This window comes from Bacillota bacterium (genome assembly GCA_036504675.1).
Lineage (GTDB): Bacteria > Bacillota > Sulfobacillia > JAJYWN01 > JAJZPE01 > DASXUT01.
In genome coordinates this window covers 1-15,638 of the sequence record DASXUT010000146.1, presented here as the reverse complement: position 1 = coordinate 15,638, position 15,638 = coordinate 1, and the positions used below count along the sequence as shown (strand labels likewise).

At 66.8% G+C, this 15,638-nt stretch carries 14 protein-coding genes; all 14 read right to left on the bottom strand.

Going from position 1 to position 15,638, the window contains the following annotated elements; translation table 11 throughout:
- Nucleotides 1-210: 210 nt before the first annotated feature.
- The gene (locus tag VGL40_10480; GenBank protein ID HEY3315684.1) at nucleotides 211-4,509 is read right to left on the bottom strand and encodes a PolC-type DNA polymerase III; all 4,299 of its coding nucleotides are present in this window, start codon (nucleotides 4,507-4,509) and stop codon (nucleotides 211-213) included.
- A gap of 61 nt (nucleotides 4,510-4,570) precedes the next feature.
- Entirely contained in the window at nucleotides 4,571-5,230 is a 660-nt protein-coding gene (locus VGL40_10475) for an MgtC/SapB family protein (GenBank protein ID HEY3315683.1), read from the bottom strand.
- A gap of 34 nt (nucleotides 5,231-5,264) precedes the next feature.
- The gene (locus tag VGL40_10470; GenBank protein ID HEY3315682.1) at nucleotides 5,265-5,891 is read right to left on the bottom strand and encodes a glycosyltransferase family 2 protein; all 627 of its coding nucleotides are present in this window, start codon (nucleotides 5,889-5,891) and stop codon (nucleotides 5,265-5,267) included.
- A gap of 134 nt (nucleotides 5,892-6,025) precedes the next feature.
- Nucleotides 6,026-7,498, bottom strand: coding sequence for a proline--tRNA ligase (proS, locus tag VGL40_10465; GenBank protein ID HEY3315681.1), 1,473 nt, complete (start codon nucleotides 7,496-7,498; stop codon nucleotides 6,026-6,028).
- Nucleotides 7,499-7,869: 371 nt separating this feature from the next.
- Nucleotides 7,870-8,949, bottom strand: a complete 1,080-nt coding sequence (gene ispG, locus VGL40_10460; GenBank protein ID HEY3315680.1) for a flavodoxin-dependent (E)-4-hydroxy-3-methylbut-2-enyl-diphosphate synthase — start codon at nucleotides 8,947-8,949, stop codon at nucleotides 7,870-7,872.
- 28 nt (nucleotides 8,950-8,977) lie between these two features.
- Complete coding sequence (gene rseP, locus VGL40_10455) at nucleotides 8,978-10,024, bottom strand: RIP metalloprotease RseP (protein HEY3315679.1); 1,047 nt, start codon at nucleotides 10,022-10,024, stop codon at nucleotides 8,978-8,980.
- A gap of 9 nt (nucleotides 10,025-10,033) precedes the next feature.
- Nucleotides 10,034-11,209 (bottom strand): 1-deoxy-D-xylulose-5-phosphate reductoisomerase, encoded by a 1,176-nt coding sequence (locus VGL40_10450; GenBank protein HEY3315678.1) that lies wholly within the window; start codon nucleotides 11,207-11,209, stop codon nucleotides 10,034-10,036.
- 9 nt (nucleotides 11,210-11,218) lie between these two features.
- Nucleotides 11,219-12,286 carry a sporulation integral membrane protein YtvI gene (gene ytvI, locus VGL40_10445; GenBank protein HEY3315677.1) on the bottom strand — a complete coding sequence of 356 codons (1,068 nt, stop codon included), beginning with the start codon at nucleotides 12,284-12,286 and terminating at the stop codon, nucleotides 11,219-11,221.
- A gap of 4 nt (nucleotides 12,287-12,290) precedes the next feature.
- Nucleotides 12,291-13,082 carry a phosphatidate cytidylyltransferase gene (locus VGL40_10440; protein ID HEY3315676.1) on the bottom strand — a complete coding sequence of 264 codons (792 nt, stop codon included), beginning with the start codon at nucleotides 13,080-13,082 and terminating at the stop codon, nucleotides 12,291-12,293.
- A 5-nt stretch (nucleotides 13,083-13,087) separates the two neighbouring features.
- The gene (locus tag VGL40_10435) at nucleotides 13,088-13,864 is read right to left on the bottom strand and encodes an isoprenyl transferase (protein HEY3315675.1); all 777 of its coding nucleotides are present in this window, start codon (nucleotides 13,862-13,864) and stop codon (nucleotides 13,088-13,090) included.
- Nucleotides 13,865-13,868: 4 nt separating this feature from the next.
- Nucleotides 13,869-14,090, bottom strand: a complete 222-nt coding sequence (locus VGL40_10430) for a hypothetical protein (GenBank protein HEY3315674.1) — start codon at nucleotides 14,088-14,090, stop codon at nucleotides 13,869-13,871.
- Entirely contained in the window at nucleotides 14,087-14,644 is a 558-nt protein-coding gene (frr, locus tag VGL40_10425) for a ribosome recycling factor (protein HEY3315673.1), read from the bottom strand. The genes VGL40_10430 and frr overlap by 4 nt, the downstream gene beginning before the upstream one ends.
- Nucleotides 14,644-15,366, bottom strand: coding sequence for a UMP kinase (gene pyrH / locus VGL40_10420; GenBank protein HEY3315672.1), 723 nt, complete (start codon nucleotides 15,364-15,366; stop codon nucleotides 14,644-14,646). The genes frr and pyrH overlap by 1 nt, the downstream gene beginning before the upstream one ends.
- Before the next feature lie 141 nt (nucleotides 15,367-15,507).
- Nucleotides 15,508-15,638, bottom strand: a 131-nt coding sequence (locus VGL40_10415) for a translation elongation factor Ts (protein ID HEY3315671.1), incomplete at its 5' end; no start/stop codon positions are given.

Below are 15,638 nucleotides of genomic sequence, written 5' to 3'. Positions count from 1 at the left end.
CCTTGAGCAGGTCTTGGTTCATGGTCCCGACGGCGTTCCTCCCTTTGACCCGGCCTTTGGCCGAGAAGCAGGGCCATTCGAAATAAAAGAGTGGGTAGGATACCCCACTCTCCACAGTGACAGCGGCTGAAAACAAGATTACCAGGTCGATTATAGCACACCCCGGCCGGCCGCGCAAGGTGCGGGCTGAGAGCGGACATGGCGTCGCAGTTAGAAGAGAGCCAGCTGATTGGTCTCGGACAGGCCACGGAGGGCTCCGTGAGCGCGCAGGAGGTCGACCAGGTTGCGAGACAGCCGTCCCCTCGCCAGCAGGTCTTCGACCGAGGTGAAGGGGGCCTCCGACCTGGCCTGCGAAACACTGGCGGCGGCCGTCCGACCGAAGCCGGACAAAGCGGCGAAGGGGACCAGGAGCCCATCCGGGGTGATCAAGAACTTGAAGGGATCCGACCGCTCCAGGTCCACCGGAAGAAAGCGCAAGCCACGCAGATACATCTCGTGGGCCACTTCCAGGTCGATCAGGGTGTTCTTCTCTTTTGGCGTGGCCTCATTACCTTTATCCATGATTTCCTTCATCTGCCGCCGCAATTCATCGGGTTCACGAACGATCATCGAGGTGTTGAAGTCATCTCCGCGGACGGAGAAGTAGACGACGTAGAAAGCCGCCGGAAAGTGCACCTTGAAGTAGGCCACCCGGAAGGACATCATCACGTAGGCCGCCGCGTGGGCCTTCGGGAACATGTAGCGGATCTTCTGACACGACTCGATGTACCAGCTCGGGACGCCCTTCTCCGCCACCGCCCGGACCTGATCCGGTTTCAGCCCGCGGCCCTTTCGGACATCCTCCATGATCTTGAAGGCCAGACTCGGCTCCAGTCCCTTGAAGATCAGGTAGACCATGATGTCGTCGCGGCAGCAGATGACCTCCCGGAGGGTCGCCGTCGCCGCCTTGATCAGGATCTGGGCGTTGTTCAGCCAGACATCGGTTCCGTGCGACAGGCCGGAGATCCTGACCAGCTCGGTAAAGGTGGTCGGGCGAGTGTCCTCGAGCATCTGCCGGACGAACCGGGTGCCGAACTCGGGCACCCCGATGGTCCCGACGTCGCCATCGATCTTCCCCGGTTCGAAGCCCAGCGAGCCCAGGCCCGAGAAGAGCGTGAGGGTCTCGGGATCGTCGAAGGGGACGGCCCGGACGTCAAATCCCGTGACATCCTGGAGCATCCGCAGGGCCGTCGGGTCGTCGTGACCAAGCAGGTCCAACTTGACCAGGCACTCGATGGAATGGTAGTCGAAGTGGGTGGTCGTCTGCCCGGCCTTGACGTCGTTGGCCGGATACTGGATCGGGCAGAAATCCTCGATCTCTTTGCCCTTGGGCACCAGGACCAGCCCGCCCGGGTGGCGCCCGGTGGTCCGCCGCACCCCGGTGCAACCGGCGGCCAACCGGGCGATCTCCGGCCGCCGCCACAACTTCTCCTTGTCCCGCATGTACCCGCGGACGTAGCCATAGGCCGTCTTCTCGGCCACGGTGGCGATGGTCCCGGCCCGGAAGATGACCCCCTCGCCGAGGAGGCCCTCGGTGTATTCGTGGATCCGCGACTGGTACTCGCCGGAGAAGTTGAGGTCGATGTCCGGCACCTTGTTCCCCTCGAAGCCAAGGAAGGTCTCGAAGGGGATATCGTGGCCGTCTTTTTTGAGCCTGGTCCCGCAGATCGGGCAGTCCTTATCAGGCAGATCGAAGCCGGATTGACCGGCCGCGTCGGTGACGAACTCACTGTATCGGCAGTCCTCATTGGGGCAGAAGTAGTGGGCCGGCAGCGGGTTGACCTCGGTGATCCCGCACATCGTGGCGACCAGCGAGGAGCCCACCGAGCCGCGCGAACCCACCAGATAGCCGTCTTCGAGGGACTTGCCGACCAGCTTCGCCGCCAGCAGGTAGAGGCCCGCGTAGCCGTTGCCGGTGACCGATCCCAACTCCCGCTCGAGGCGGGCGGCCACGATCCCCGGAAGGGGGTCGCCGTAAAGGCCGCGGGCGCGCGTGTAAGCCGTCTCCTGGATGATCTCAGCCGCGCCTTCGATGTCAGGGGGAAAGAACCCCTCAGGCACCGGCTGGACCTCCTCGATCGAGGCGACCAGGGCCGCCGGGCCCTTGACGGTGACCTCGTCGGCCGCTTCCGGCCCGAGCCCGGCCATCTCCGCCAGCATCTCCTGAGTCGTCCGGAAGTGGAAGGGGCCCTGGCGGTCGGCATCGTCGAACCCGCTGGCGTGCATGAGGATGGTCCGGAAGGCCGCCTCGTGCTGATCCAGGAAATGGACGTCACCCGTGGCCACCACCGGCTTTCCCAGGGACTTGCCCAGCTCGTAAAGACGGCGATTGATGGCCACCAGGTCGTCCGGGGAGCCGACCATCCCGGCCTGAACCAGGAAGTCATTGTTCCCCGGCGGCTGGATTTCGATATAGTCATAGAAACTCGCCCGCTCGGCCACTTCGTCCGGGCCCTCACCACGCAGTATCCCCTGGAAGACTTCACCGGCCTGGCAGGCCGAGCCGAAAAGGAGCCCGTCGCGGCTCTGGGCCAGGAGGCTCTTGGGGATCCTCGGGTTCCTCCGGAAATACCGGGTGTGGGCCGCCGAAACCAGCTTGTAGAGGGCCTTCAGACCAGTCTGCCGGCGGACCAGGATGATCGCGTGGTAGTCCGGCAGGAGGTTCGGGGGAGTCCGCCGCCCCAGGTGGTTCAACCCGTCTTCCGTCGCCTCGATATCCTCCGGCAGCCGCGCCAGCAAGTGCCGGAAGACCTGCCCGGTCGCCCGGGCATCGTCGACCGCTCGATGGTGGTGATCTAAGGCCACGCCGAATTCCGACACCAGTTGGTCCAGCTTGTGGTGGCCCCGATCCGGGAGGATGGCTCGGGCGAGGGATAGGGTGTCGACGACCGTCGGCTGCCAATCATCCCGCCCGGAGCGGCGGGCGGCCGCCCTAAGGAAGCCGAGGTCGAAAGACGCGTTGTGGGCCACCAGACCGGCCGCGCCGGCGAATTCGAGGAAGGCGGTCATCGCCGTGACCACGTCCGGCGCCCCGGCCAACATCTCGTCAGTGATCCCGGTCAACTCGGTGATCTTCTGTGGGACGGGCCTGGACGGCTTGACGAAGCTCCGGAATTCGGTCGGGCCGGCCTGGGCTCCCCCGCCGCTGAGGCGGACCGCCCCGATTTCGATGATCTCGTCGGTCAGCGACGACAGGCCGGTCGTCTCCACGTCGACGACGACGTATTCTTGGTCGGCCAGGGCCCCCGGCCGGGGACGCCGGGCCACCGGGGTCAGGTCGTCGATCAGGTAGGCTTCGAGCCCGAAGATGACCTTCACCCCGAGCTTGCGGCCGGCCGCGTAGGCCTCTGGGAAGGACTGGACGACGCCGTGGTCGGTGATGGCCAGGGCGGCCTGGCCCCACGAGGCGGCCCGGCGAACCGCCTGAGTCGCCTCGACCACCGCGTCCATCGCGCTCATCTTGGTGTGCAGGTGCAGTTCGACCCGTTTCGCGGCGGCCTCGTCCCGCCGCTCCGGCCGCTGCCGGCGGACGATGTCGTCGGCCATCAGGCTCAGTTCCTGGCTCACGCGGTCGACCTGGATCGATCCCCGCACCACCGCCCAGGTCCCGTCGGCCAGGCTCTCCTGCCAGTCCACGTCGGCCCCCGACGCGCCGCTCGGCTTGCCGTTGGGCTTGCCGACAAAGGCCTTGACGGCGATCGAATCGGTGTAGTCGGAAAGGTCGAAGGTCACCAGCTTCCGGCCGGTGTTCAGCTCCTTGACCTGGGCGTTGCGGACCTCCCCGGCAACGACCACTTCGCGTTCCTCGGTGATGAGGTCCCTTACGGGCCGGGGCTGCTTGTCAACCTTTCGCCCACAGAGGACCTTATCCTTGGGCGGCTCCGCCGGCTGGGCGGCCAGGTAGACCTCAGGCCGGAAGTCCTCCTCCGGGGGCGGGGTCTCGGCCTCCGCTCCGGCCTCGAACATGACCCCCAGGGCGAATCCGGTCCGGTCAAGGACGGCCTGCTCGAGTTGGAGCGAGGCCCCACGGCGGGAGAGGAACTCGGTGGCAGCCCGCCCCCCGGCCGTGACCACCAGGCGCTTGCCATCGAGCCGCCAACGCGTCTCGGGGCTGATGAAGGCCCGGGCGGCCGGCACGGCGACGTAGAGGGACTCGACGACGGCCCCCCACTCGGCGGCCAGCGCCGCCTCGGCGTCGGCGTGGCGCCGCTCGGGCTCCTGGACGACCAAGGTCAGGCTGACCCGGGCCAGGCCCGGCACCCTGGCGGTGAGGGCCCTTTCCGCGGTCGCCGTCTCCTCAGCCGACAAGGACCTGGTTGAAGTAAGTTCGACCGCCCACGAGCGCTCGGCCAGGCAGACCCGGACCCGGCTGACCCGGGCCGCGATCAGGACCTGTCGGACTCGCTCGGGGAGGTCGATATCGGCGACGAGACGGCGGAACTCTACGGCGGCGGATCCTCCGGTACCCAAAGACTCGCCCCCAAACAGGATCGGAGCCGCCGGACGGCGGCTCCGTGGTCTCTCTCGCACCTCAGTCGCTGTGGTCCACCGAGTGGACCCCCGGTATCGTGAATAGCTCATCGACCAGCCGTTCGGCCGAGATCCTCGGCCCCAGACGGACCTGGAACTCCACCTCCACCTGGTGGTTGTCGATCTCGTGCATGTTGATGTTGCGGATGTCCACCCCATGGACCCCTAACAGCGACCCGATCCGGCCGATCATCCCCGGTTCGTCGCTCATCCTCAGAACGAACCCGTGGATATCCTTGCCGGCCAGGTAGGTATGCTCGGCCCGGCCAAGGACGACGAGGGCCAGGAGGGCCACGGCGGTGGTCACCACGGCTGGCGCATAGAGCCCGGCCCCGGTGGCCAGGCCGACCCCGGACACCACCCAAAGGCTGGCCGCGGTGGTCAATCCTCGGACGGTGGCCCCTTCACGGAGAATCGTCCCCGCTCCCAGGAAGCCGATGCCGCTGACCACCTGGGCGGCGATCCGCCCGGGATCGACGGTGGCCGATCGGAAGCTGTCATAAATCCCGATCGAGACCATCATGATCAGGCTGGATCCCACGCAGACCAGGATATGGGTCCTGAGACCGGCCGGGCGGCGGGTGCTCTGCCGCTCCAGGCCGATCAGACCGCCGAGGGTCAAGGCCGCCGCCACCCGGAGGACCATATCCCAGAAGGTCATCAGTCTACTCCCTCACCGTCCGCGGGGTTTTTCGTCAGGGACTCCGCTGGGCGTAACGGACGATCTCCCAGTACATCTTCAGCCGATCCCGTAACCCCTTCCAGAAGCCGCGCTTCTCTTCCTTCATGACATGGGTCAGCTGATCCAAGACGACCTGCTTCACCCGCAACCCGGATTTCTGCGCCTGACGGGTCAGGGCCACCTCGATGCCGAAGCGAGTGATGTCCATCTCGTCCAGTTCGGCCAGGAGCGGCTTCTTCACCGCCCGCTGCCCGGAGAGGAACGGCGCCACGATCTGAGCCAGATCGGTGGCCAAGCGGCCGCCGCCGAAGAGGCCGATGCTCATGTCGGCTTCGCCCTTCAAGACCGGTCCCAAGAGCTGCCGAAGGTGATCCTTCTGCAGCCCGATAAGGTCGGCGTCCAGGAAGACGACGACCTCGGCCTGGGTGGCGTCCACGCCGGCCTTCATCGCCGCCCCTTTGCCACGGTTCTCCGGGAGCTCGATGACCTTCACCCGCCGACGCTTTGCCTCTTTGACCGTGTTGTCCGTGCATCCATCGCTGACGACAATGATCTCATCGAGGTCGGACACCTGACGAACGGCGTCAAGGACCGCCCCGATGGTCTTCTCTTCGTTGTAGGCCGGAATGATCGCGGCCACTTTGCCACTTTTTCCCTGAGTCACATGTCCCTCCGCCGACGAGGCCTGGACTTGCCAACCTGGCTGCTTCAGGTGGCGGTCACGACGACCGAACTAGAGTATTCTAGCCCGCTCTTTCGGTCTCCTGCCACCGCCTAGTAAGCCCGCGCGAAGTGGGCCTGACTGGTCGCCTTCCCCCCGCAGACCAGGCAGGTACCCGGATCGTCCGGCTGGTCCAGGGGCAGGCACCGGATGGTCGCCCCGGTCTCCTCCTTGACCTTGGCCTCGCAGCCCGGGTCACCGCACCAGCCGGCGACGACGAACCCCCGCCGGCTCTCCATGACCTCTTTGAACTCATCGTAGTCGCGGACGCGGTGGGTGTTCTCGGCCATGAGACGTTTCGCCCGGTCGTACAGGTCGGTCTGGATGGCGGCCAGGGTGGCCGTCACCTTGTCTTTGAGCTCGGTCAGGGGCACCGGTTCCTTGACCCCGGTGTCCCGGCGGACCATCACGGCCTGGCCGGCCTTCAGGTCCCGGGGTCCGATCTCAACGCGGATGGGCACCCCTTTGAGCTCCCACTCGTTGAACTTCCAGCCCGGGGAGTGCTCTTCGCGGTCGTCCACGTGGACCCGAGCCACCTCGGCCAGTTCCGCGGCGATCTGGCCGGCCCGTTCGATGACCTTCGGCCGCTCCTTGACCGGGGCGATCGGGACGATGACCACCTGGATCTCGGCGACCTTGGGCGGTATGACCAGCCCCCGATCGTCGCCATGGACCATGACCAGGGCCCCGATGATCCTCGTCGACATCCCCCAGGAGGTCTGCCAGACATACTTGAGTTGCCCATCGGCGTCGAGGAACTGGATGTTGAAGGGCTTGGCAAAGTTCTGCCCCAGGAAGTGCGACGTCCCCGACTGAAGGGCCCGCCCGTCCTGCATCAGCGCTTCGATGCAGTACGTCCGCACGGCCCCGGCGAACTTCTCCTTCTCGGTCTTGAGGCCGGGGATCACCGGGATGGCCAGGTCGTTCTCAACGAAGTCCTGATACACCCGGAGCATCTGGATCGTCTCGGCGACGGCCTCATCCTCCGTCCGGTGAGCGGTATGCCCCTCCTGCCACAGGAATTCCGAGGTTCTCAGGAACGGCAGGGTCCGCTTTTCCCAGCGGACGACGTTGCACCACTGGTTGAGCAGCATCGGCAGGTCCCGATAACTCTGGATCCACTTGGAGTACATCGAGCAGATGATGGTCTCCGAGGTCGGCCTGACCGCCAGCTTCTCCTGAAGCTGCTCCCCGCCGACCTCCGTCACCCAGGGCAATTCGGGGGCGAACCCCTCGACGTGCTCCTTCTCCATCTCCACGAAGCTCTGCGGGATGAACAGCGGGAAATAGGCGTTGCGGTGACCGGTCGCCTTGAACCGCCGGTCGAGGCCCTCCTGGACCTTCTCCCACAGGGCGTAGCCGCCGGGCTTGATGACCATACAGCCGCGGACCGGCGCGTAGTCGACCAGGTCGGCCTTCCGGATAACGTCGATGTACCAGCGGGAGAAATCGGCCGCCCGGGCGGTGATCTCCTTGACAAACCCTTCCTTCTCGTCGCCCCGCCCAGCCCTGGTCTCTTCAGCCAACACAACCACCCTTTCCCAATGCTCATAGTGTCCCCAAGAAAGTCAAAAACCCCCGCCCGGCAAAGGGGCGAAGGTTCACTCGCGGTGCCACCCTTCTCCGCCGGCGACGACCCCACCGGCCTCGTTTCGCCCCGGGTGTCCTTCCGGGGCAAGGCCCGGATAACCATCGGGCACGGGAGGTTCCGGCCGCGCCTCTCAATCATGGGCCCGGCTCCCTGTCGGGGGGCGTGGTCGCCCGATTCTTCCCATCATCGCCCGTCGATATGGCCCGGCGACGCCGGGACAGCCTCATGTTAGCAGACCTCATCGCTCCTGTCAATCCGCGGGCCGTCACGCGCGGGCCGCCGCGCCGGGATACCCGCGGACCCACCCTACCCGCCCGGGCGGCGGCCCCCGGTGGCCTTCCAGACCTCGTCGATCAGAGCCTTGGCCAGCTCCCCCTCAGGGACCTTCCCGACCACCTGGCCCCGGCGGAACAGCAGCCCTCCGCCTTTTCCCCCGGCCAGTCCGAAATCGGCCTCACGGGCCTCCCCCGGGCCGTTGACGGCGCAACCCATGACCGCCACGCGGACGGGCTCGGTGAGCCCTTTGAGGCCTTCCTCGACCTGACCCACGAGGCCCGGCAGGTCGACCTGGCAACGGCCGCAGGTCGGGCAAGAGACGATCTCCGGCCCGCGGAGGCGAAGTCCGAGGGCCCGCAGGAGTTCGAAGCCGACCCGGACTTCGAGGGCCGGGTCGTCCGTCAGGGAGACCCGGATCGTATCGCCGATCCCCTCGGCCAAGAGCAATCCGATCCCGAGGGACGACTTGACCGTGCCGGGGATCATCCCCCCGGCCTCGGTCACCCCGAGGTGGAGCGGGTACCGGCAACGGCCGGCAATGAGCCGGTAGGCGTCGACCGTCCGCCGGACGTCGGAGGCTTTCAGAGACACGACGATGTCCGCGAAACCCAGGTCCTCGAGGAGCGCCGCCTGGTCGAGGGCGCTCTCGACCATCGCCTGTGGAGTCGGCCCGCCGTGCTTGTCGATGAGCCGTTCCTCCAGTGAGCCGGCGTTGACCCCGATCCGGATCGGCACGCGTCGGTCCTTGGCCGCCAGGGCCACGGCCCTGACCCGGTCAGGCCCGCCGATGTTCCCCGGGTTGATCCTCAACTTCTGGACCCCGGCGTCGAGGGCCGTCAGGGCCAGGTGGTAGTCGAAATGGATGTCGGCCGCGAGCGGCACCGGCGCCGACTTGACCAAAGCCCCCAGGGCCTCGGCCGCCTCCCGGTCGGGCACCGCCAGCCGGACCAGGTCCGCCCCAGCTTCCGCCAGTCGGGCGATTTCCGAACGGGTGGCGGCGACGTCGCGGGTATCCGTCTTGGTCATCGTCTGAACCGAGATGGGGGCCTCCCCGCCGATGGCCAGCCCGCCGGCGGAGATCGGTCGGGATTCTCTTCGCCGGATGTTCATGCGGCCCACCCGCCTTTCCCTCCCCGCCTCATGAAGACAGACGGAGCCGCAGGATGTCTCGATAGGTGACGACGATGATCAAGAAGATCAAGAAAGCGAAGCCGAGGAAATGGATGAAGTTCTCCTTCTCGGGCGACACCGGCCGGCCGCGCAGTCGCTCCAAACCCAGAAAGACCAGGCGTGAACCGTCCAGGGCGGGGATCGGCAAGAGGTTCCAAAGGCCCAGGTTGGCCGAGAGGGCGGCGGCGAAGGACAGGATGCTGACCAGCCCGGCTTGGGCCGCCTGGCCGATCATCTGGGTGATCCCCAGCGGGCCGGTCACGTCGGCCGGCGCTTTCCTCAGGATCATCATCACCAGTCCCTTGAGCCAGAGGACGCAGATGGCCACCGTCTGGACGATGCCGTCCTTGATCGCCGCCGGGATGGACGACTTCTTCACCACGACCTCCCGCGAGATGCCCAGGAAACCGCGGTCCTTGTTGTTCGGGTCGGTGCCCGGGGTGACCACCAGGGTCACGGGTGTTCCCTGACGTTCGACCGTCAGATGGAGGGGGCGGCCCGGGTTCTTCTGGATCATCGCGACCATCTGCTCCCAGTCGGCGATGGGCGTTCCCTCGATGGCCACGATGCGGTCGCCGGCCTTGAGCCCGGCCGCCTCGGCCGGATAGCCGGGGACGATGCCTCCGATGCCGGTGCTGCCTGGCACCGGCTGGGCCACCCCGTACGCGGCGAAGATGAAAGCGAAGAGGACCACGGCGAGGAGGAAGTTCATCGCCGGTCCGGCGGCGATGACCCACATCCGCTGCCCGACCGTCCGACGGCCGAACCCCCGCGGGTCGCCCATGTCGTCGGGGTCCTCGGAGTTGGTGCCGGCCATCCGGCAGAAGCCCCCGATCGGGAAGAGCCGCCAGTTGTACTCCGTCTCCCCGCGCTTGAATCCGGCGATCTTGGGACCGAAGCCGAAGGCCAACTCGGGCACGCGGACGCCGGCCCGCTTGGCCGAGATGAAGTGCCCGAACTCATGGACCATGATCAAGAGACCAAAGACCAGGATGGAAGCGATGACCGTGAGCAACTCAGGACCTCACCTTCTGGCCGCGGCGGCCCGCTTGGCTTCCGACCGGGCCCACTCATCGGCGGCCATGATTCCAGCCAGAGTCGGGGCCGGTTGGGGGATGTGGCGCAGGAGCACTTCCTCGACGACCCGCTCGATATCGAGGAAGCCGATCCGCCGTTCCAGGAACAGCCCCACGGCGACCTCGTCGGCCGCGCTGAGGACGGCGGTCGCCGTCCCGCCCGCCCGTCCGGCCTCGTAGGCTAGGCGGAGCGAGGTGAAGGTCCGATCGTCGACCGGCTCGAAGGTCAGGCCGGCCGCTTGGACCAAGTCCAGCCCGGGCCAATCGGCCGTCAGCCGGTGCGGGTAGGTCAAGGCGTATTGGATCGGCCGGCGCATGTCCGGCGGTCCCATCTGGGCGAGGAACGAGCCGTCGATGAACTCGACCATCGAGTGGATGATGCTCTGGGGATGGACCACCACGTCGATCCGGTCATAGGGCACGCCGAAGAGCCAATGGGCTTCGATGACCTCGAGCCCCTTGTTCATCAGGGTGGCCGAGTCGACGGTGATCTTCGGCCCCATGGCCCACGTCGGATGGGCCAGGGCCATCTCCGGCGTGACCCCCCCGAGGCGCTCCCGGGTGAAGCCGCGGAAGGGTCCGCCCGATGCCGTCAGCAGCAGGCGCTTGACCTCCGCCGCCCGGCTTCCGGCCAGGCACTGCTGGATGGCCGAGTGCTCGCTGTCGATGGGGATCAACCGAATCCCCCGCTCGCGGGCCGCCCGGATGACCAACTCGCCCCCGGCCACCAGGGTCTCCTTGTTGGCCAGGGCGACGTCCTTGCCGGCGGCGATGGCCGCCAGGGTCAGAGGTAGGCCGGCGGCCCCGACGACGGCCATCACGACCAAGTCGGCTTCGCCCGCCGTGACCGCCGCGAGGAGTCCCTCGGAGCCTCCATAGACGGAGACCCTCTCCTCGGCCAAGCGCCGTCGCAGCTCGGCCGCGGCCTTCTGGTCGCGGACGGCGACAACCTCCGGGTGGAAGCGGCGGCACTGCTCCTCGAGCAGGTCGACATTCCCCCCCGCGGCCAGGGTGACCACTCGGAACTGGTCCGGGTGGCCCCCGACGACCTCAAGGGTCTGCCGACCGATCGACCCGGTCGCTCCGATGATGGCCAGACGGCGTGCGCGTTCCTCAACCCTCAACAATATGCTTCACCTCGTGGGCTCCGCCGGGCGGCCGCCCGCCCCGCCGGACGGCGGGAGGCTGGGCCAGAGACCGCTCTCGGCGAGGGCCTTGATGATGATGGCGGTCAGCGGACCGATGATCAGACCGCGGGCGCCGAAGATAGCCAGGCCAAGGTAGATGGCCATCAGCGTGGCCAATGGGTGGATCCCGATCCTGGCCCCCACCACTCGCGCTTCCAACAGTTGGCGAACGCCGGCCACCACCGCGAAGACCGCCAGGATCCGCAGCCCAAAGCCAGGGTTTCCGAAAAAGACGTGGTAGAGTGCCCAGGGGAGGTACATGGTCGCCGGCCCGACCATCGGGAAGAGGTCCAGAAGGCCGGCGCCGAAACCGAGGAGCAGGGCGTAGGGTGCGCCGATCAGGCCGAGACCGACGATGCTCCCGACCGTCGTCAGCAGGACCAGGACCAGTTGGGCCCGGATATAACCGAGGAAAGAGGCCATCACCCGGCGTTCCGCCGTCTGGGCTCGTTCGCGCCAGGCGAGCGGAAGGAGACTGAGGATGAACCGGTTGATCTGGCGCTTGTCCCGGCTGATGAAAAAGGTACCGAGCCCGGTGACGACGGTGAACATGACCGTCCCGGGGAGGGAGGCCACCGAATTGAGCAGGGCCGCCGCCACCTTGCTGAGCAGGGAATAGGCCGACTGGGCCTGAGCCTGGAGGGCGTCGTTGAGGGGGGCGGGCAGGCTGGAGGAAATCTCCCCGAGCCGGCTGAGCCAGGTCTCGATGAGGGTCTGCGCCTGGGCATAGTACCCCGGCAAATCGACCGAAAGGTCGCTGGCCTCAAGGGCCAGGCGGTATAGCCCGACCACGACCCCGGTCGAGAGACCGGCCACGATGAGCAGGAGGACGGCCCCCACCGCCAGCCCCCGCCCGAGGTGGACCCGGTTCTCCAGCCAGTTGACCACCGGGTCGATGAGCACAGCGACAAAGGCCGCTAAGAGAAACGGCAGCAGGTAGGGCAGGACGAACTTCAGGGCCAGGAAAGCGGCGACGAGCCCGAGACCCAGGTAGGCGAGAGTTCTTGGACGCATCGAATCACCGCCCGACCGCCGCCAGGAGGCGCAGGAAGTAATACGCCACCGGGGCGCTGAGGAGTAAGGAATCAAAGCGGTCGAGGACGCCGCCGTGCCCGGGGAGGATCCGGCCGGCGTCCTTGACCCCCGCAAAGCGCTTGACCGAGGACTCGACCAGGTCCCCCATTTGACCGCCCAGGCTGACGAAAAGTCCAAAACCGACGGCCCCGGCGGGCCCCGCGCCGATCAGGTAGAAGGCCATCAAGCCGCCGATGGCCAGCCCGCCGAGGAGTCCTCCCGCCGCCCCGGCGACCGTCTTTCCGGGGCTCAGGTCCGGACAGAGCTTTCGTCGGCCGAACCAGCGCCCGGCGAAATAGGCCGAAGTATCGGTGGCCCACGTGGCGGCAATGGTCGCCGCCAGGGGCCAGACCCCGACCGAGCGCAGGAGGCCCAGGTAGGCCACCAGGTAGCCCAGGTAGAGGGCCCCGGCCATGGTGACGAAAGCATCCAGCACAGTGTATGCGGGCCTCCGCCAGACTTGGACGCCGAGGGCGACGATGACGAAGGCGGCCACGACCGGTGGGAAGAGGTCCTCCCGGCCGGCCACTCCCGCGGCCACCACGGCCGCGGATAGGCCGGCGGCGGCGAGCCTCTCGCCGCGGATGGCCTTTTCGCCTAGCATGGCCCAAAACTCGCTTTGGGCCACCAGGCTGATCGCCCACAGGAGAACAAAAAGAGGGGCTCCGCCCCAGTACACCGCGGCCGCCATGATCGGGAGGCCCAAGGCGGCGGTGACGAACCTGGTCTTCAACAAGCGCTTCACTCTTTCTGCTCGGGCAAGGCGCCATAGGTCCTCCGGCGGCGGCGGAAGTCCTCGACCGCCGCCCATAGGTGCTCGCGGCGGAAGTCCGGCCAGAGAACCGAGGAGAACCAGAATTCGGTGTAGGCGACCTCCCAGAGGAGGAAGTTCGATATTCGCAGCTCACCGCTGGGTCGGATGAGCAGGTCCGGATCGGGGAGACCGGCCGTGTCCAGGTGGGCCGCGAAGGTCTCCTCAGTGATGTCGGCCGGGTCCAGGAGACCCTCGCGGGCCTCGTTGGCCAGTTGACGGCCGGCCTCGACGATCGCCCGCCGTCCTCCGTAGTTCAAGGCGAAGGCGACCACGAGATGGGAGTTGTCCCGAGTCGCCTCAACGGCGGCGGCCACCTTGGCCCTGGCGGCCGGGGGAAGTTCGCCGGGGCGGCCAATGATCCGGACCTTGACCCCTTCGCGCATCAGCTCGGCCAACTCCCGGTCGAGGTACTCGACGATCAAGTCCATTAAAGCGGCCACTTCGCCGGCCGGACGTTTCCAGTTCTCAGTGGAGAAGGCGAACAGGGTCAGATAGCGGATTCCCCAGGCACGGCAGGCTCTGATCACGTCGCGGATGGATTCCGCCCCCGCCCGGTGGCCGAGCACCCGCGGCAATGCTCGCTTCCTAGCCCAGCGCCCATTACCGTCCATGATGATGGCCACGTGTCGGGGCACCGGGCCGGGGGTCGGCAGACCCTGGCCCGTCCCGGCCGAAGCCCGGCGGCCCTTCTTGTCGGGGGGCACCGCCTCAGTCCTCCTTCTTTCGCGGGGTCCGGCGGTAGCCATCGTGGGCGAGGATGAGGACCACGCCTCCCTCGACCAGGCGCGCGGCGATGACCCGAAGGGCGCCCTGGGGCTCTCCCGGCCACGGTGGCTTGGTCACCTGCTCCTCGATGACCGAGGCGGCGGCCCGCGCAAGCTCCCGCCGGGCCTCGCCGGCTTCCATCCCCACCAGGTCTCCGGGGATCAAACCTCCATGATCTCCTTCTCCTTGGCCCTGATGATACTGTCTACTTCGGCGATGTACTTGTCGGTCAGCTTCTGGACCTCTTCCTGACCGCGGCGGTGTTCGTCCTCAGTGATCTCGTCTTCCTTCTCGAGGTCCTTGAGGAAGTCGTTGGCGTCCCGGCGGACGTTCCGCAGAGCCACCCGCTGTTCCTCGGCCTTCCTGTTGATCTGCTTGACGAGGTCGCGGCGGCGCTCCTCATTGAGGGGCGGGATGACCAGCCGGATCAGGCCGGCATCAGACTTCGGGGTCAACCCCAGGTCGGACTTGAGGATGGCCCGTTCGATCACCGGGACCTGACCCTTGTCCCACGGTTGGATGACCAGGAGGCGCGGTTCGGGCACGGAAATGTTGGCCATCTGATTGACCGGGGTCGGCGTCCCGTAGTAGTCCACCAGGACGCGTTCCAGGAGGGCCGGGGTCGCCCGGCCGGCCCGCAGACCGGCCAGTTCCTTGCGAAACAGTTCGGCCGTCCGCTTCATCTTGTCCTCGGTTTCCTTCAAGACGTCCTTGACCATCATTTCTCCCCTCCGACATAGGTTCCAACGGTCTCTCCCATGATCACCCGCTTGATGTTCCCCTGGCGGTTCAGGTTGAAGACGACGATCGGGATCTTGTTGTCCATGCACAACGAGGCGGCCGTGGAATCCATCACCTTCAGACCCTTGTTCAGGACATCAAGGTAGGTCAGGCGATCGAACTTCACGGCGGCGGGGTTCTTCCGCGGGTCCGAATCGTAGACCCCCTCCTCCTTGGTCGCCTTCAGGACCACCTCGGCCTCGATCTCGGCGGCCCGCAGGGCGGCCGCCGTGTCCGTCGAGAAGTAAGGGTTGCCGGTCCCGCCGGCGAAGATGACCACTCTGCCTTTCTCGAGGTGGTGGATGGCCTTGCGGCGGATGTAAGGCTCGGCCACCGAACGCATCTCGATGGCCGTCTGGACCCGCGTGTCGACGCCCATCTTCTCCAGGGCATCCTGGAGAGCCAGGGAGTTGATGACCGTGGCCAGCATCCCCATGTAGTCCGCGGTCGCCTGATCCATGCCCTTGAGGCTGCCGGAAGCCCCGCGCCAGATGTTGCCCCCGCCGACGACGATGGCCACGTCGACGCCCATTCCCCGGACCTCTTTCAACTGGTTGGCGACGGTCTCGACGACCTCCGGGACGATGCCGAAGCCGGCCGTCCCGCCGAACGCCTCACCGCTGAGCTTGAGCACGACCCGCCGGTATCTTGTGCCTTCCATCCCGGGTTACCTCCTGAGCACCCTATTATCTTCTACGATAACCATCCGATTCCTACCGGGGCGCCCTGACGGCCGCCGGGTCGCCGGACCTTACACAGGAGAAAAAAAGACAACACGACGTGTTGTCCAGGTTAAGACGCTTCAGGACTCCTTGGCCCCGCCTTCGCCCAGGGCAAAGCGGGCAAAACGCTTGACACCGATGTTCTCGCCGATCTTCGCGATCTTCTCCACCAGCAACTCCTTGATCTTCCGGTCGGGGTCCTTGATGAATG

Bases quoted from the DNA above. Each gene is read 5' to 3' on its own strand.
- ytvI (HEY3315677.1), bottom strand. From the start codon at position 12,286: ATGCGTCCAAGAACTCTCGCCTACCTGGGTCTCGGGCTCGTCGCCGCT.
- pyrH (HEY3315672.1), bottom strand. From the start codon at position 15,366: ATGGAAGGCACAAGATACCGGCGGGTCGTGCTCAAGCTCAGCGGTGAG.
- VGL40_10475 (HEY3315683.1), bottom strand. From the start codon at position 5,230: ATGACCTTCTGGGATATGGTCCTCCGGGTGGCGGCGGCCTTGACCCTC.
- frr (HEY3315673.1), bottom strand. From the start codon at position 14,644: ATGGTCAAGGACGTCTTGAAGGAAACCGAGGACAAGATGAAGCGGACG.
- ispG (HEY3315680.1), bottom strand. From the start codon at position 8,949: ATGAACATCCGGCGAAGAGAATCCCGACCGATCTCCGCCGGCGGGCTG.